The following is an 18,198-nucleotide window of genomic DNA, read 5'->3' as shown; positions in this document are numbered from 1 at the left end:
GGGCCAGCACTGGTCACGGTGTTGCTCTGGCACGCCACCCGTTGGGTTGCTCAATGGCAACCACTACGTCGTCGGGGCGCTGATGAGCTGGTCGGCGACGTAGGCGGTGATGTTGTTGGGATCATCGGGATCGCGGACGTCACCATCGGCCTCCCAGAACATGATGCCTCCCAGGTCATACTCGAAGACGTAGTCGATCTTGTACTGGACCGTCTCGATGTCCTCGAAGGTGATGAACGTCCCTCCATTGAGTGGTGAGTAGATGTACGCCGCCTTGGAGGTGTCGTCCCAGTAGCGGGTGTAGTTCTCCGGCTGGGTTTCGAGCAACTCGATGAGATGATAGTAGTCGTACACATCGTCCTGATCCGAGTAGGTGCCCGGACCAGGGCCAGTCCCGGTCTGGAAGAGACCATTGTCCACGCTCGAGACACCGACCCACGAGCGAGAGTAGAGCGGAACGCCCAGCACGATCTGATCGGGATCGATCCCGGTGGCGAGGTAGGTCTGGATCGTCCAGTCGACATTGTACCTGTCGTCGACCTCGTGCGGGCTGTCGGGATTCTCGTAGAGCGGTGCCAAGTGACCGGTGGTCGTCTCCCACCCGCCGCCGTGATAGTCGTAGGTCAGGATGTTGAACCAGTCGACGTACTCGGCCATGCCGGCGATGTCGATGTTTTCGATCTTGTCGAAACCCTGAGGAGTCGCGGCCGTCAGGATGTACTCGTTGCCGGTCTGCGCCGACAGCACGTCGAGTTGCTCGCGAATCTCCTGCACCAACAAGACGTAGTTGGCACCATCCTCGGCGCGGACGGCGTTGCCAGGCAATCCACCACCACCGGGGAATTCCCAGTCGAGGTCGATGCCGTCGAATCCATACGTGAGCATGAACTCGATCGCCGAGGCCGCGAACTTCTCGCGGGCGGCGTCAGTCGCCGCGATGTCGGAGAAGTTGTCCGAGAGCGTCCAGCCGCCAATCGCGATCAGCGTCTTCAGGTGCGGATACTGCTCCTTGAGTTGGAAGAGCTGACCGAAGTTGCCCTTGATCGGCGTGTCGTAGGTGTCGCCCGGATAGGGCCTATCGACCGCCGCCCACTGATCGAAGAGGATGACTTCGCCCGAGTCGGAGATATCCGCGAACGCGTAGATCAGGTGCGTCAGGTCCTCGGCCTGCACGTCCATGACGTGGTAGTCGCGACCATAGATGCCCCACTCCGCGAAGTAGGAGACGACTCGCTTGCCATCACCGTCGGGGTCATCGGGGAGATCGTTGTCGTCGATGGAGCCGACGCCGCTACTGTCGACGAGGGTCGCTCCTGTGACTCCCGCGAGTCCGACGAGAAAGGTCTCGCGCGGTTCCCGATCGAGGTCTCCGATGACGTCAACGACAATCGTCTTGGTCGTCTCGCCCGGTTGGAAGGTGAGCGTGCCACTGGTCGCGATGTAGTCGACGCCGGCCGTCGCCGAGACGTCGGAGGTCGCGAAATTAACGCTGACGACTTCGTCGCTCACCTCGGAGAGCGTGACGGTGAAGCTCGCGGCGCTCGTGCCGCTGTCGCCTTCCGAAATCAGGACGTTGTCGATACTGAGTCCCGGTGACCCGTTCGGGTTGCCGTTGTCGCCACCATTGTCTCCGCCATCGACGGGAGTGCCGTTGAGCACGAAGTTCGTCGGCTCGATGCTGTCGTTGGCGCGGGTGCCGTTGAACCCGAACGTCGCCGAAGCGCCGGGTTCGATCGTCGCGTTCCAAGCGGCCGGCCCAACGACATAGTGGTTTCCGACCTGGCTGAGGACTTGCCCGCTCCAGTGATCGCCGATCGTGCCCTCGAAGTCGAACTCAAGCGTCCAATTCTGGAGCGTCGTCGAGCTGGAGTTGGTGATGACGATTTGGCCGCCGAATCCGCTTCCCCAGTCGGTGGTGACGTTGAAGACGACGTCGCCGGTCGGCTCTGGATCTGGGTCGACATCATCATTGACGATCGTTCCCTGGCCGATTCCATCGGCGATCGTGGCGTTGGAGGGGCTCTCCAGAATGAGCGCGAAAGTCTCGTCGTTCTCGACATCCGTGTCGCCGAGGATGTCGACCGAGACGCTTTTGCTGGTTTCGCCCGGAAGGAACGTGATGGTCCCCGACGCGCCGGTATAGTCGACGCCCATCGTCGCGGTCGATCCGGAGGTCGAGTAGGCGACGGTGACTGTTTCGCTCGAGGCCCTATCGAGGGTCACGGTGAAGACCGCGGCGGAGGTGCCGGAATCACCCTCGGTCACGGTGACGTCCCCGACGGAAATCACCGGGTCCGGATCGGGCACCACGATCTCGTCGTCGTTGGTGATCGTTCCTTGCCCCGTGCCATCGGCGATGGTCGCGTTGGTGGGACTCTGGAGGACGAGCGAGAAGGTCTCGTCGTCTTCGACATCGGTATCTCCGACGACATCGATCGAGATGGTCTTGCTGGTTTCGCCCGGTTGGAAGGTGAGTGTGCCGGAAGCGGACGTGAAGTCGCTGCCATCGGTCGCGGTTCCGCCGGTCGTCGAGTAGGTGACGGTGATCGTATCACTCGAAGCCCTATCAAGGGTCACGGTAAAGACCGCGGCGGAGGTACCGGAGTCGCCTTCGGCCACGGAGACATCGTCCACCGAGATCACGGGATCGGGCACCACGACTTCATCGTCGTTGGTGATCGTTCCCAGCCCGATTCCATCGGCGATGGTGCCATTGGTGGGGTTGGAGAGTTCGAGCGTGAAGGTCTCGTTCGGTTCGACGAGGTCGTCCCCGGTGATGGGAACGAGCACCGTTTGCGACGTCTGGCCGACTTGAAAGACGATCGTCCCGCTGACGGCGCTGAAGTCGGCGCCGGCGGTGGCGGTACCGGAGGTCGCCGAGTAGTCGACCGACACGGCTTGATTGCTCGCTTCGGCGAGCGAGACGGTGAAGACCGCGTTGGTCGTTCCACTGTCGCCTTCGGTCGTGGCGACGTCGTCGACGGAGATGACGCCGGGAATCGGGTCGATGATGACGTCATCGTCCACGGGAACCCCGTTGAGGATGAAGTTCGTCGGTTCGATGTCGGCACTCGCCCGGCTGCCGTTGAAGCCGAAGCTGGCCGTGCCGCCGGGAGCGATGGTCGCGTTCCAGGCCGCCGGGCCGACGACGTAGTGATCGCCCACATGGCTGATCACTTCGCCGTTCCAGTGAGCACCGATCGTCCCCTCGAAGTCGAATTCGAGAACCCAGTCCTCGAGCGGAGTCGATCCGGAGTTGGTGATGGTGATCTTTCCACCGAAGCCCGAGTTCCAGTCGGAGGTGACTTCGAAGACGACATCACCGGTCGGATTTGGCTCGACGACGACATCGTCGTTGAGGATCGTCGCTTGACCGGTGCCATCGCCGATCGTGGCGTTAGTGGGGCCTTGCAGGATCAGGGAGAAGGTCTCGTCCGCCTCGACGTCGCCATCGCCGGAGATGTCGATGGTGACGGTCTTGCTCGTCTCCCCAGGCTGGAAGGTGAGCGTTCCGCTCGCCGCGACGAAGTCGGAGCCCGGGGTCGCGGTTCCGCCCGAAGTCACGTAGTTGACGGTGACGGTTTCGGTTGAAGCTCGATCGAGCGAGACGACGAAGTTGGCGGATGTCGTGCCGGCGTCCCCTTCATCGATCGAGACGTCGCCCACGGAGAGGACCGGATCCGGTTGGGTGGTCGCGTCGTCATCGATGATGGTGGCGATGCCCCGCGTATCGGCAATCGCCGCATTGGCCGCGTTGGAGAGATCGAGAGCGAAGGTCTCGTTGGCCTCGTCGATCGAATCGCTGAGAATCGTCACCGCGAGGGTGAGGCTCGTCTGCCCCGGTTGGAACGTGAGTGTTCCCGAGGTCGCGGCGTAGTCCTGTCCGGCGGTCGCGGTTAGCGACGTCGTCGTGTAGTCGACGCTCACCGCGGAGTCGCTGGCGCTGGAGAGACTGACGGAAAAGATCGCATTGTGCGTCCCGTTGTCGCCTTCGACCACCGTGATGTCGTTGACGAAGAGGGAGGGCTCAACCGGAACGACGATGGTCTCATCGAGGGGAACGGGGTCGAGGTAGTATTCCTGGGCCTTGGTGATCCACCAGTAGTCGTCGGTCGGATCGGAGCCGACCGAGTCGGTGCTGATGCCGACCCCGGCCCCGAAGAGAATCGAAGTGATGCCGGCATCGCGGGCCGCCTCGATGTGCGAAGCCCACGTGATGGTCGAGTCGGTGGTCGTCAGGCCGGTGTCGCCGGACTCATTGGTGGCGAAGTACTCGTAGCGGTCTCCGCTTGCCGAGAAGGTATCGCCGAAGAAGAAGGTCGGGGCGGAATCCTCGTAGCGACGCGTGGTGTTGTCGAGGTCGGGGAAGAGGCCGCTCTCGTCGTAGGGATTGTACGCCAGGCTCGAGTTGATGTGCCCGACGGGAAGTTGCCAGAGCGTTACCGGTAGTCCGGTCTCTTCGTGCAAGGTCTGACTGAAGAGCAAGTAATTGTGCCAGTGGTCGCTGTTCCAGAACCAAGTCGAACTGGCGGGATCGTCGGCCGCGGTGCTCTGGTAGCCGACCGCATCGAGGCCGTACTTGTCGATCGAGACGAAGTCGGCGCCGTAACTCAAGATGCCGGCGTTGATGTAGTAGTCGGCGATGTGGCGGGTCTCGGTCGCGATTGCCTCGCGGCCGGCGTCGATCCCCAACGTGTCGGTCAGGTGAATGATGCCGTTGGAGGGAATGCCGGTGGAGATGCCAGGCGAAGCCCAGAGGTTGAACTGCCACCCGAACTCGACGTTGGGAGCGTACTTCGAAATAGTATAGTTGATTGCCTGAATGAGGCCCTGCACGTTGTCGGCGAATTGAGGATCCTCGCCGGCGTTGAGGACACCCGTGCTATAGGCGGCATTGGTCATCGCGGTGATTTGGTCCGCGGGGACTTGGCCGATCTGCATGAGGTAGCCGATGAAGTCGGGCTCGAGGATGAAGCTGACGGTCTCGTCGGGAACCATCTCTTGAATCGTATCGAGGGCGTACTTGAGGTCCTCGAAGTAGCCCTGCATGTACTCGACGCTGTTGAGGTGCTGGTTGTTGATGTAGTAGCTTTCGCCACCGTCGGGGATGTTGTAGTAGACGAAACTCGGGATCATGCCAAGCTTGAGGCTCTCGCGAATGAAGCTCTCGAGCCGCTGGCCATCTTGCCAAGTCCGCCAACCGTTGACCGGGCCGCCATTGAGGTAGATGTAGCGCACATCGACGCGCTTGTTGGTCAGGTCGTCGCCCTCGCCGAAGTCTTGCCAGAACTGCAGGTCGGCGGGGATGTCCTCGCTGACCGAGCCGACCGCGACGTGGTCGGGCATCCCGGGGAGCGAACCATCCTCGTTCCTGACGCGGAGTCCGACGAAGCGGACGTCGCCGGTGGTGGTGTCCTCGATCCGAATCGACCCGCGCCCGGCATCGAAGGCGTCAATACGAAGCGTGCTGCCGTCGACGATCTCGGGAGTGGCGATGGTGCTGTTGTTCGTGGCGACGGAGTAGGTCGAGGACTCGCTTCCCAACGTCGACAGGTCGAACTCGCTGACCCCTTGGTCGACGGTGAGCTGGAGAGCCTGCTCGTCGCCGTCGACATCAAGGACGATCTTGCTCGCCTCGCCGGCGATGTAGATGACCTCGTCGCTGGCGGTCGAGCCGAACTCGTTGGAGACGACGACTTGATAGACGTAGGCACCGTATTCGTGGTCGAGGTGGACCGTGGCCGATTGGGGAATGGAGCCGGTCGAGAGATTCTCGGAGTGGATGATCTCGCCGTTTTCGAGCAGTTCCCAGTGGGTCGCGGTGTTGCCGGCGTAGAGGGTGAATGTGGCGTCGTAGCCGCCATTGGTGAAGTCGCGCAGCACACTGAGCGCGGGGGTGTTGGGCACGCCGTCGTTCGGCGTTCCGGGATCGGGATTCGGATCCGGGTTGGGATCGGGATTCGGGTTGCCGGTTGACTCTCCGGCGGTTCCCGCGAAGACGAAGTTGTCCGTCTGGTTGGCGATGGTCCCGTTGTCACCGACGAACCCGAAGGAGATCGTTCCACCGGCGGCAACGGACTCGTTCCAGCCCACATCGGAGATCACGTAGTGGCCGTTGTCCTCGCTGACGATGGTTGCGTTCCAGATCGAGCTGATGTCGTAGGGAGCATCGAACTCGATGGTCCAGTCGCTGACCGACTCGGGCTCCTCGTTGACGATCGAGACGTTGGCGGTGAAGCCGGAGCCCCAGTTGTCGCCAACGGAGAAGTCGACCATCGGATCGATGTCGATGAAGTCGCCGGCGAGGACGACGCGGTCCTCGAGTGTTTCGAGCAAGTGGCGGAGGTTGTTTTGAGCGAGCTGACGATCGGGACGGCGATGCCCGGTTTCCGAAGGGAACTTACGAAAAGACTTCGTCGGAAAGAACGTGAACATGGTGGCGGTTTCCCCCAGAGAATGGAGACATCGGCAATGGCGACATGGGACGTCTGACGCGAAGTCTCCGTGATCAACCCTGATCGGAGCAGAGCGTCCATGCCAAAGAGATGCGGAAGTGGTGCGGCGGACCGTCAACGAAATGGGAAATGGTGCATCGCGGTCAGGAGGGGAACGTGCACGAGTGTCATCGGGAATGAACCGTCGGAATGAGCGCATTTGGCGTAGAGCCGAGGGTTCGGGGCCGGATGGAGAACGTCAGCGTTGCGGGCAGAAAGGCGAAATGGCACTGGCGACGTCGTCGGGTCGCTGATAGCGCTCCTCGGGATCGCGCTGGAGCATCTGGTTCACGATCGCTTCGAGTTCGGGGGGAGCATCGGCTCGAACCGTGCGAAGGGCAGGGGCATCCTCCTGGAGACGTTTTAGCATCGTCTCGAGCATGTTCTTGCCTTGAAAGGGGGGCTTGCCGGTCAGGAGTTCAAAGAAAGTGCACCCGAGGCTGTAGATTTCCGATCGTTCGTCCGCCGCCTTGGCGTTTCGCGTCGCTTCAGGGGCGATGTAGTCGGGAGTTCCGAGAATCTGGCCCGATTGCGTGAGTCGTTCCATGCCCGAGTCGCTCATGATCAGCGAGAGGCCGAGATCGAGAATCTTGACGAGCGGTCGTCCCGTCTGACCCGACCAGGTGACGAAGAGGTTGGCCGGTTTGATGTCGCGGTGAAGCAGGCCCGCATCGTGAGCGAACTGAAGGCCGATGCTCGCTTGTCGTAGGCACTCGCAGGCGAGCGGAATCGCGAGCGGTCCCTTCTCCGTGAGCCAACTGGCGAGGTCTTGGCCATCGAGGTACTCCATCGCCAAATAAAACCGCTTGCCGACGCAGTCACCATCGTAGGCGGCAATGATATTGGGATGATGCAGCGACGTGACGATCTCAATCTCTCGACGAAATCTCCCGACAGCCTCGGCGTTGTCGTAGAGCCTGGGCGAAAGGAGCTTGAGCGCGACTTGGCGTTTGCGCACCAGGTCCCTGGCGAGGTAGACGGTTCCCATCGAACCGGAGCCGAGACAGGAGAGGTAGCGGTAGCGTTCAAAAGTGAACGCGGTGTTTCCCTTGAGCAGTTCCTGGGCCTGCCAGCGCGTCAGGAGCTGGCGCTCGACGAGGACGTCGGCCAAGCCCTCGCCCATGGTGCTTTCCGAGGAGAGCTTGCGCACCTTTTGAATCTGGTCGGGAGGGACGAGGTTGCTCTTTTCAAGCGTGGCGAGAAACTCATCCTTGGTGACGCGAGGGGCGTCCATGATAAACGATCCTGTAAGTCCTTCAGGGAACGGCACTTCCTGCATTGTGGTCAATTCTGTCAGGATCGCGCATTTGATTCAACCGCGGCGTTCCCCAAGGGGCGTGCTCACTAGGTGGAGACTTTGAAACGAGCCACCGTCCCGCGCAAGCTTTCGACCGCCGCTTGCACGTGTCTTCCCGCCTTTTGGACTTCGGCAAGGGAGGCGGCCGACTGCTTGGCCCCGTCGGTGAGCTGATGCATCGCGTCGCGAATATCCGTCGCCCCGCGCGACTGGGCACTCATCCCCTCGTTGACGCTTTCGATTCGACCGCTGACGTCGTGCACCTGGGAGATGATCTGTTCGAGTTGGTGACTGATCCGTTCGATTTCGTCGACTCCCTCGCGAACGGTGACGGTGAACTTGTCCATTTCCATCACGCCGGCGGAGACGGCCGCACGCATCTCCTGAACCATCCGTTCGATATCGAGAGTGGCGACGGCGGTTTGGTCGGCCATGCGGCGAATCTCTCGGGAGACGACCAGGAATCCGGTGCCGTGAACGCCCGCTTTCTCGGCTTCGATGGCGGCGTTGACCGAGAGCATGTTGGTCTGTTCGGAGACTTTGGAGATGGTGGTGACGACGACGTCGATCCGCTCGGCCTTGTCGCGGATCACACCCAACTTGCTGGAGACTGAACGCGTTGCTTCGACGAGCTGTCCCATCGCGGTGCCCATGCGTTCGATGCCGACCCGCCCCTCGTCGGCAAGTCCCGCGGTGCCGTTGGCGGCGTCGGTCACTTGACTGACGGTGTGGAAGAGTTCCTGACTCGTGGCGGTAATCTCGTTGACGGCGGCGGAGATGCGCGAGGTCGATTCGCCAAACGACGAGATCGTTCGGTCCTGCTCGCGCGAGGCCGCGGAGAGTTCGGTCGCGGTCGAGGTGAGGCGAACCGTCGCCTCCTTGACCTTCCCGACCACCGCGGCGAGGCTCTTGGCCATCTCACCGACGGTCGTGAGCAGGAGTCCGGTTTCGTCATCCGTCGTTCTCTCGGGCAGTCTGACCGCGAGGTCTCCGGTGGCGACTTGCATGGAAGCGGCGACGGCGTCGTTGATGCCACGGGTGACGGAATTGGCCACGTAGACCAGAAGAGCGATCGTCACCGCTCCCCCAATGACTGAGAGAAGGATCGCGTTGGTGAGCGAACGCCAGATCGGAGTCATCACTTTCGATTGGGGGACTTGGAGGATGATCTTCCAATCGCCGGTCGGGACGCGTGTTCCGGCCAGAAAGAGAGCTTCTCCGGTGACCGGATCGGTCCAAGCAACGGGCCGTCCATCTTGTCGCATTACGTCGTCGACGATGTCCGCATAGACTGTTTCGCCGACCGGGCGGGTCTTCAAGCCCGCATCGGAGGTCGCGGAGATGATCTTGCCGAGCCGGCTAATCGCGAGGATCTCGGCGTCCCATCGTGACTTGAGGTCGTCAAAGAACGTGTCCAAATCTCCGAGCGCGACATCGACGCCGGCGATGCCGACGAATTTGCCGCCCTTGGTGATCGGAAACGTCTGCTCGACGATCATCTTCCCCTCGTAGACGTACGGTTCGGTGACCATGTATTTTTCTTCCGAGCCGGAGAGGAACTTCTTGCGCACCCCGTCGTAGTAGAGGCTCGTTTCCATGTCCTCGAGCGGATTGATCCGGATGGTCGTGTTGTCCTTGTGGTCGCGGAACCAGTAGGGGATGAAACGGCCGGACGGGCCAAGTCCCTCGACGCGGTTGCCGACCGACGAGAGGTACTGTTGGTCATCTTGATCGGCGTTGGGTTCGTAGCCGAAGTAGGCGCCGGTGAACTGCGGGAATTCGTCGAGTACCTGGCGCGCGAACGCCTTCGACTCCTCGCGTTTGCCGAAGAGTCCGTTCTCCTCGGCAAGGGCCATCACTTTGACCGTCGTGATCGCCTCGAGATTCTCCTTCTCCACTTCGTCGGCGATGTTCTTGACGCGCATCGCGAGCAGTTCCTCGTTGTCGGCGCGGAGGACGGAGAAGAGCTTCGACAGCGTCAAGCCGTTGATGGTAATCAGCAGGATGCTGATGGGCAGGATGGTATAGAGCAACATCTTGCCGCGCAATCCCTTGTGAAAGGGAATCCGTTGATGCTCCATCTCCGCCACTCCTCCTCCCGTAGGCAAGTTCGTCATCGCGACGGCGAAACCCGTGGCGAGGTCGTGCTCGGACATCCAACGATCGCGAGAGTTCGTCCGCGTGATGGAGGGAGCCGTACCGTCTTCTCGAAGGTATACTCCCGACGACCGGCAAGGTCTTCCCAATGTCCTCGAAGTGGCTGGTCGGATCAAAGGTTCCCCCGCCGGTATCTTGAGGGTTGGGCGGAACGAGCCGTCAAAGTCGCTCTCTTCAGCACGGGCGGAGTGCTTGTGTCAATTCACCTGGCGATGGGGACATGGTGAAGGACCGAGCCCGGTTCAAAGTGGTCGCCTCGACGGCGGGTCGAGAGGACGACCGCCTCGTTTTCGTTCATGCGGACCAGCAGTGGCTTGGACATCGGGTGAAAACTGCCGGTGTTGACGAGGGTGAAGTCGTGATGTTGCCAAACTCCCGGTCGATGGGTGTGACCGATGAGCATCAACTTCGAGTCGGGGCGGAAGCGTCGCTGGGTGACGGTCGCGTAGTGGGAAACGTTGGCCCAGTAGATGAGAGCCATGGGAACGCGCCACGGTTGTAGTGCGAATCGGCCGACGAACATGAACCGCGCCCACCACCCGGCTTTCGCGCGGACCTCGTCGTCGTAGATCGAGCCGACCAGCGCGGAGCGTTTGGTCAAGCGTAGCGCTTCGTCGAGATCGTCGGGTTCCGGTCCGCCGCCAAGGAGTCGGTGGTGCTCCGCGAGCAACACGCGCGCGTCGCTCGACCAGGGAGCGATCGCCGGATGCAGCATATCCCCGTGCGTGAGGAAGACCCTTCCGCCAAACAGGTCGAGGTGATGAAGCGATGACGCTTGGGGATCGTGGTTGCCGGTGATCAGGACCGTGGAGATCCCTTGCTCGGCGCACTGTTCCAGGAGCTGTTTTCCCTTGTCGAGTGCCTCGGAACGACGCGCCAGATTGAGCTGTTCGAAGGTGTCGCCGTTGAGGATCAAGGTGCGCGCGCCGTCGAGAAGTGGACGCAGAAACTCGGGATTCTTCAAGTAGGTTGCGGGATGGGCGAGGTGCAGATCCGAGAGGACCACGATTGGTGTCTCGAGGGAACGCGAGTCCTTCGGCGTCACGGGAACGTCTTGCTGGATCATCTTGGTTCCCGTCCTAGCGAGGGGGCAAAAAAACGGCCGGTCTCACGGGGAGGCCGGCCGTACTGAGTCACAATTTGGAGTCTTGCCCTTAGCCCGCGGGCATCTCTCCCTTTTCGATCCGCTCGCCGTAGGTGCCCCCGCTGGGAGCCTCCTCGCCGCCGGCCTTCTTCATGGCGCCGTCGATTTCGCCGACGTCCTTGACCTTCTTGGCTCCGAGAGCCTTGCCGACGGCCATGCCGTAGGCGTTCTTTTCCTTCTTATTCTTACCGGGATGGCAAACGGCACAGGTCAACTTGTCCGTATACTTCTCGCCATACATCGCCTTGAACTGCTTCAAGTAGTTGGGGCGAGCTTGAACCTGTTCGGGCACCGCCACGAACATCGCAGCCACCGCGACGGCACTCACCGCCAGCGTGAAACCTGCCTTGGGCAGTCTACGCATTCTTTCCTCCCACGAATGTGTGAACCTTGCGTTCACTTTCCCAATCGACAAATCGGCAGCAACTTGGCATGGGATACCACGTTGCCGATCCCTACCGCACGTACTTGCTTAATCGACGCCCTATGGGCTGTCAAGCGACTGAACTCCGGTTTCGCCAAGAGTTTGTTTCATGTGGGTTGCGCACTTAGTACGGGCGTCAGCGCCCGTCGGAATGCGGGCTCTATGGCCCGATTGGTGGGACGTTCACATCGTCAAAAACGAACTCGATCCTGCGGGGACTTCGTAGCGTGGCGATCTGGTAGCGGATTCCCGTCGGACGGCCGAGGCTCTTGCGAACGAGGATCCAATACCTCGCTTGGAGGTCGTCTCCCTGAACTTGTCGTTCGGAGTGAGGGATCACCGTGCCATCCGGTCCGATCACTTGTAGGAACTCATCGGCGATCATCGTCGAGTTCGGGCGATCGTAGGGTATTGGACGCGTCAATCGAATCCCCAACTCCCAATGCTTGGAGGTCTCCTCCATGCCCAGGAATTCTAGCTGGTAGCCCTTCTCCGAAACACTCTTGCTCGCGGAGACGAAGGGCAACTCGTCGATGTTCAAGGTGACAAATTCGTCACAGCCTACCAAGTCCAACCCGAGTTTGAGCGATCGGATCGAGGTGCAGGGCTGCTTCGGAGGATTGAGCGGTACCACGTATTCCAGCGATTGTTGCCGCCGTGTCAAATGCAGCCAGCCCTTGGGGCCACTGCGAATGGGACGGAGGTCCTCGCCAGTGTCGGATGTCGCTTCGAGTATCTCCGCGTTCGGCTGGTACCGGCAGAGCTGAAAACGCTGTTCCCACGTCAGCAACAGCGAGAAGTTGAAACGCTCATGCCGCTCCATGTTCTGGTCGCCCAGATTGACGGTCTGGTCGACGTCGCGTTCGAGCATCCGCATCTGCAGACGGAGCGGTCCTTGGTAGGAGGTCGGGAAGTCGCCCGGGTAGCCGGGAGAGAGCACCAGCCCTTGACGTTCGATCCCATCGAAGACGCGCGGGGTGATCTCCGCTTGGCGGCTCAACTGGTCGATCGCTTTCCAATAGGGGACATCGACGACGTCGACGCTGATGGGACGGTCGAGGGCCGAGGAGGAGGAACTCTCGAAGTTGATCGGGCATCCGGTCTGCTGAACGATTCGTTCGAAGACCTCCCGCAGCGGCGTGTCCTCGAGCGTGAGACTGACGGTGCGGGGTTTCCAAATCTCGCGCCAACGAATCTCACGCAAGATCTCATGGGCCCGCAGACGCTGTTCGGTGTCCGAACTTCCGCTGATCGCTTGGAGCTTCGCTTGGACGCTGGCGCCCAATTCGATCAGTCGTCGTTGAGCTTGGTTGCGAACGGAAAAGTCGGGGTCGCCCAGCCATTTGATGAGACGATCGACGTTCGGCGTCGTCAAGGGAAGCCCGTCGGCGGGCATCTCCGACACCGTCGTGGAAGGTTCAGGAGTTGATTCGCTGTCCGCCTTGACGGCTTCGCCGGCGACCACCAACCCCGTGAGGAGTGAGGTGGTGCACCAGACAGCAAAAAGTTTCCACTTCATGAATCTGGATCGTGTAGACTCTGCTGGTCTTCGTTGGTTGACACGATGACTCGCTCGTGACGGTCGCACGCGACCGCTCCCGCGAGGACGTGCCGATGGCGCATGAGCTAGCCTAATCGAGCCGGCCTCATTCTACAATCGTGACTTCTACCGACGAAGTGAAGATTTTCGATATTTCCTCAATGCCGTCGCCGACCTTAACGAATAGGTAACCACTCACCCGACTTTGTGAACCTTGGAGAGAGGTAGTCCCATGAGCCAAGCCGTCGATGTCGTTTGTGCGGGCATCGTCGTTGTCGATCACGTCACGGCCCCCATTGATCAGCTTCCCGATCCTGGAGTTCTGCTGCTCACCGATGGCTGCTATCTAACGTTGGGCGGTTGTGCGAGCAATGTCTCGGTCGGCCTTGCGAGGATGGGCGTGGCGACCGACGTCTCCGGCTGCATCGGCGACGATGCGCCAGGGCGCTTCGCCAGCGAGTTTCTTCGCGAGGCCGGCGTCGGGGTCGACGATTTAATCTGTGTCGAGAATGTCCTGACAAGTCAGTCGCTCGTCATCAGCGTCAAGGGGCGGGATCGATCGTTTATCCATCACCGTGGGGCAAGCGACTGCTTCACGGCCGCGCGCATGCCGATCGAGAAAATCTGTCGTTCGAAGATCCTCTACGTTGGCGGGTTTTTCCTGAGCAGCTCCCTCCTGGCGGGCGAGCTAGCCAAGGTCTTCGAGACCGCCCGCAACGCCGGCGCCGTGACGGTACTAGATGTCGTTACCCCAGGGCCGGGAGACTACTTCGGTGCTCTCAAGGAACTGCTTCCGTCGACCGATGTCTTTCTTCCCAATCACGATGAGGGGAAGTTCATCACCGGGATCGAGGACCCGCTCGAGCAAGCCCATGCCTTTCGCGAAGCGGGCGCCGGCTGCGTCGTCATCACCCAGGGCTCCGAGGGTTCGATCCTCCTGACCGACAACGGCCGTTGGCGTAGCGACTGCTTCTCGTTCGATGTGGTCGATGGCGTCGGCAGCGGCGATGCCTTCGACGCCGGCTTCATCTACGGATTGCTTCAAGGGGGTGGGCCGGAGGAATGTCTCCGCTATGGCACCGCCCTAGGGGGCAGCGCCGTTCGCGCCGCCGGAGCGACCGACGGCGTCTTCACTCGCGAGGAAGCAATCAAGTTTCTCGAAGCCAACCCCCTCAAGATCGAACAGTTCTGATCGGCGCCGACTTGGTTGTCGGCGGTTGAGAGAGCTACTTCTTCTCGTCGAGGGTCGGTTTCGCGGCGAGATCGAAGCAGATGACCTCCTTCTCGTTTCGCAGGTAGAGCTTGCCGTCGACAATCGTGGGCGGCGTCCAACAGGGATACTGCATCAACCCGCGCGAGGCCGCGACCGGTTCGACGGGACCGGTCGGCGTGATCGGGACGGTGACGAGATTCCCCCGCTCCCCCCAGAGCAAAAACCGATCGCCCAGCCGGACCGACGATCCGCGGCCCAGCACCGTCGGCCACTTCCAATGAACGTCACCCGTCTTGAGGTCGACGCAGCGGAAGTCGCAGCTTCCCTCGTGGCGGCCGGAGAAGCCATAGAGCTTGCCGTCGACCGCCTGGATGTTGGAGAAATGACTCTCCATCGCTCGCCGATCGCGCCACACTTCCTCGAAGGTGCGATCCTCCTTGACGCGCACGCAAAGCGCTCCGGTGTTGTAGCTCGCCGAGATGAAGACGTAGTCATCGACCACCACCGGTGTGGAGGCGTTGACCGATTCGTAGACCTTCGCCCGAAAGGGAATGCTCCAGAAGACCTTGCCGTCGGCCGGGTCGAGAGCCACCAGTCCCGCCTCGGTGAAGGCGAAGACGTAGCGTTGACCGTGAATCGTCGCGGCGATCGGCGTGGCGTAGCTGGCGCCTTGATCGGTCGCGGTCCACAGCGTCTTTCCGGTCTTCGCGTCGAGGGCCACCACGCCCGCTCCGGTCTCCTTGCCGCCGGCGTTGATGATGAGCTTGTCCCCCTCGAGCAGCGGCGAGGCGCCGACGCCGAAGAAGAGTTGCGGCACGTCGAAGTCATCGTTGATGTCGCGGAACCAGATCTTCCTTCCCGTCTCGAGATCAAGGCAGTGGAGTTTGCCTTCCGGATTGAGGGTGACGACTCGGCCGTCGCTGATGATGGGGGTCGAACGCGGGCCATTGTTGTAGCCGTACTGGTCGACGTACTTGGTCGGGTGGGAGAACTTCCAGCGTTCCTTGCCGGTCTTCGGGTCGCGACACTCGACAATGTCTTCGTCGCCGACACGGTGGTAGATGATGAGCTTGCCTTCGCCGATCACGGGCGAACTGTAGCCCGATCCGAGTTCGCTCTTCCAGACGACTGGCGGTCCAGACACCGACCACCGAAGGGGGAGATCGGTTTCGGGCGAGATCGACTCGTGCGTCGGTCCGTAGAGGTTTGGCCACTCCTTCTTCTCCGCCGCCTGGGTCGACAGGTTTGGTCCGAGAAGGAGTGGGGTGATCGCCACCGCGAGGAAGAGACGTCGTGTCATGGCACCTGGTCCGCTGAAGGCTTCGTGTCGGTAGGTCAGAGCATTCTAGCGGTTCGCGGGCGTCAGGGTCGAGAGCGAAGAGCACGCCTTGCCCACGAGGACGTCTATCTGAGATACGATCAAATCCTCCGTGGGCGACCTACTCGTAGGTCAACATCACCGTCGCCTCGCAGGGCTTGTCGGTGGTGAAGCGAATCCAGTACGCTCCGAAAGCCTCGGGAAACGCATGTTCGAGCCTTTGCCCGGGCTGAACCGTGAACGTCTCGTACGTCGTCCAACCGTCGTGGGCGACGTTGACCTCGGCGGTGAAAGTGACGGGCTTGTCTTGATCGTGCGAGAGTTCCAGTCGCTTGCGATCGTACCCATTCATCAGGTAGGTATCGGAGGCATCCCCCGCGTCGACCTTGGTCGCCTTCCACGGGCCGCCGTGACCGACCGGTTTTCCGAGTTTCCACAGATCGTCGATGTGCCCGAACCAAAGGCCGGCGTCGGTGGAGCCGAAATAGTTCCCATCGGGCATCGCGTCGGTCTTCGTGCCACTCATCACGAGCAGGCCGCGCCACGTGCAGTAATCCTGGATCTTCTTGTTGTGGCTCGCCACCGGTTTGATCTTCGGAATCCCTCCCTCACGCGGGATCTCGTAGAAGGTCCCGTGCCAGTTCGCCAGGTACCGTTCGGAGACACACTCCCGCTGGCCCCTTGGCCAGCCGGCGGGGAAGGACTTGTCGTAGGCCGCGTTGCCCTTGGGCAGGCGATAACGTTTTCCTTTCCACTCGACGATCACCGAGGCTTCATCGACCTTGAAGTCCTTCTCGAGGGCGGCGATTCTCTCGACTTGCTTCGAACGATCATCACTTGGTCGAAGGAATGTCAGGGCTTCATCGACCGCGTCGTAGGTGTTCTTGCCGTCGGCTCCGAACTGGACGTACTGCAAGTTCTTTGTGGTACCGCCGGGCCGAATGATGCCCGCGTTGAACGGAGCACTCTCGTCGACATCGGCGAGCGAGGCGAAGAGTGAGGGATCAGTCTTCTTGCCCGGCTCGCTCAACTGAAAGAAGACCGTCGCGTTGGCGTTCTTGTCGGCACTCACGCGGATCCATTCGGCATCGAGATCTTCCGGGAAGGTGTGGAACCGATACCCGCCAGCGGGAACCTCGACGCTCTCGAACTCGTCCCAGGTTCCGTTGCCCTTGCGGTCGACCGCGAAGCGAAAGCGAACCGGCGACTCGGCGTCGTGCTTGAGATGCGCCGCACGGCGAGTATAGCCACCGATGAGGAAGGGATCGGACGCCTCACCGGCCTTGACCACATCGTTGATCCAGGGGCCACCCTGGCCGATACGGGGACCGAAGTTGCTCAGGTCTTCCCACGTGCCAAACCAGAGGTTCGATTGCGACTTGCCGGCCATCGGGTTTTGCAGCATGGACGTGTCGTCGGCGGCGAGGACGACTTGGCCGTTCCAGCCGCAGAAGTCCGGGACGTAACGAAGGTGGCTCGACAGCGGACGAATCCCGGCGGAGTTCGTCGCGGAGAAGGTCTTGGGGAAGTCGTAGTAGACGCCGTGCATGTCCATCAGCATCTTGCCGGGCAGGACTTCGCGAATTCGCGGCCACTCGGTGTACCAGCCACCGCGATGGTCGTAGGTGTAGGTCCCTTTGGGAAGGCGGTAGGTGAGCCACTTGCCCTTGTCGAGTAGTTTGAGGATGACCGAGCGTTTGTCCCAGCCGATCGACCAGAGCGGGCTTTCGTCGTCGGGGTTGCCCTCAATGCCGCCGGGACCGGTCACGTCGGTGAACTGCTTGCGTTCGACGATCTTCCAGTTCTTGCCGTCCCACTCGGCCAGGACGCCCATCTCTTCGGGGGACTTGGGGGAGCCGCCGACGAGGAGGGTCTTGTAGGAATGGCCGCCGGCGTGCATCTCGCCGTTGTTGGCGACGACGAATCGGCCCTGGGCGGTGTAGGCCCCCTTGCCGTGCCAACCGGGGACGGGTTTGTCGAAGAGTTTCTTCACGTCGAGCGAGTTGACGTCCGCCTCGTAGAGCATCCCCTCCATGTCGTAGTAGTAGACCTTGTTGGCGGGATCGCTCAGATGCCGCGCCATCGCGGTGATGCGGCCGGGCATGACTGACGGGTCGATGACGCGGACGTCTCCCTTCTTGTCGACAAGGTACGGCCCGATGAGCAATTGCTCGGTCTCACGATGGATCATTCGCCCGGCGGGCGTTCCGCCGACGCTTTCGGGACGAGTCTCGAGTGCGAGATCCTCGTCGATCGTGAAGAGCTTGTCGGCGCTGCCGTTTGGGCAATGAGGCGAGTAGGTGATGAGCCACAGTTTGCCTGCCCAGGGAACGACGGCGCCGATGCCGCACTCTCCACCGCTTCCCTTGCAGCGCCCCTTGGCGTCCGGCCCGTTGTAGACCGTCAGGTGCGGATAGATGCCGCTCACCTGGAGGGGTTCCTCCCCGGTCGCGGCGGATGATCCGGTCAGAAGCCCAAAAAGGCACAGGAACGAAAGGATGCGCATCGGTAGCTCGATCACCTGCTGAAGAGTCGACAAACGGGTTGATTCCGCGCGTGGCCCCAAGCCTGGATCGCGGGATGTCCTTCTAAAGAGCCGAGCGCGAGGGGT

At 61.4% G+C, this 18,198-nt stretch carries 9 protein-coding genes; 1 reads left to right on the top strand and 8 read right to left on the bottom strand.

Going from position 1 to position 18,198, the window contains the following annotated elements:
• Window positions 1-63: 63 nt before the first annotated feature.
• From Pan216_RS19750 to Pan216_RS19725, 6 genes are all read right to left on the bottom strand, one after another.
• Entirely contained in the window at window positions 64-6,435 is a 6,372-nt protein-coding gene (locus Pan216_RS19750) for a Calx-beta domain-containing protein (protein WP_419192761.1), read from the bottom strand.
• A 258-nt stretch (window positions 6,436-6,693) separates the two neighbouring features.
• Window positions 6,694-7,728, bottom strand: coding sequence for a serine/threonine protein kinase (locus Pan216_RS19745; RefSeq protein WP_419192760.1), 1,035 nt, complete (start codon window positions 7,726-7,728; stop codon window positions 6,694-6,696).
• A gap of 110 nt (window positions 7,729-7,838) precedes the next feature.
• Window positions 7,839-9,947, bottom strand: coding sequence for a methyl-accepting chemotaxis protein (locus Pan216_RS19740; RefSeq protein ID WP_145260624.1), 2,109 nt, complete (start codon window positions 9,945-9,947; stop codon window positions 7,839-7,841).
• 203 nt (window positions 9,948-10,150) lie between these two features.
• The gene (locus tag Pan216_RS19735; RefSeq protein WP_145260621.1) at window positions 10,151-11,014 is read right to left on the bottom strand and encodes a metallophosphoesterase family protein; all 864 of its coding nucleotides are present in this window, start codon (window positions 11,012-11,014) and stop codon (window positions 10,151-10,153) included.
• Between the two features lie 88 nt (window positions 11,015-11,102).
• Entirely contained in the window at window positions 11,103-11,456 is a 354-nt protein-coding gene (locus Pan216_RS19730; protein ID WP_145260618.1) for a hypothetical protein, read from the bottom strand.
• Between the two features lie 220 nt (window positions 11,457-11,676).
• Complete coding sequence (locus Pan216_RS19725) at window positions 11,677-13,035, bottom strand: hypothetical protein (protein ID WP_145260615.1); 1,359 nt, start codon at window positions 13,033-13,035, stop codon at window positions 11,677-11,679.
• 253 nt (window positions 13,036-13,288) lie between these two features.
• Here Pan216_RS19725 and Pan216_RS19720 point away from each other — a divergent pair, with 253 nt between their 5' ends.
• Window positions 13,289-14,248 (top strand): carbohydrate kinase family protein, encoded by a 960-nt coding sequence (locus Pan216_RS19720; RefSeq protein WP_145260613.1) that lies wholly within the window; start codon window positions 13,289-13,291, stop codon window positions 14,246-14,248.
• A 34-nt stretch (window positions 14,249-14,282) separates the two neighbouring features.
• On the opposite strand, the gene Pan216_RS19715 is transcribed toward Pan216_RS19720, so the two are convergent.
• Together Pan216_RS19715 and Pan216_RS19710 are read right to left on the bottom strand one after the other, a co-directional pair.
• Complete coding sequence (locus Pan216_RS19715; protein ID WP_145260610.1) at window positions 14,283-15,569, bottom strand: PQQ-binding-like beta-propeller repeat protein; 1,287 nt, start codon at window positions 15,567-15,569, stop codon at window positions 14,283-14,285.
• Window positions 15,570-15,708: 139 nt separating this feature from the next.
• On the bottom strand, window positions 15,709-18,126 hold the full coding sequence (locus tag Pan216_RS19710; protein ID WP_419192759.1) for a hypothetical protein: 2,418 nt from the start codon (window positions 18,124-18,126) through the stop codon (window positions 15,709-15,711).
• Window positions 18,127-18,198: the final 72 nt, after the last annotated feature.

Origin of the sequence: Kolteria novifilia (assembly GCA_007748055.1) — a bacterium.
Classification (GTDB): domain Bacteria; phylum Planctomycetota; class Planctomycetia; order Kolteriales; family Kolteriaceae; genus Kolteria; species Kolteria novifilia.
The sequence above is the reverse complement of the archived record's forward strand: the minus strand, read 5'-3'. Positions and strand labels throughout refer to the sequence as shown.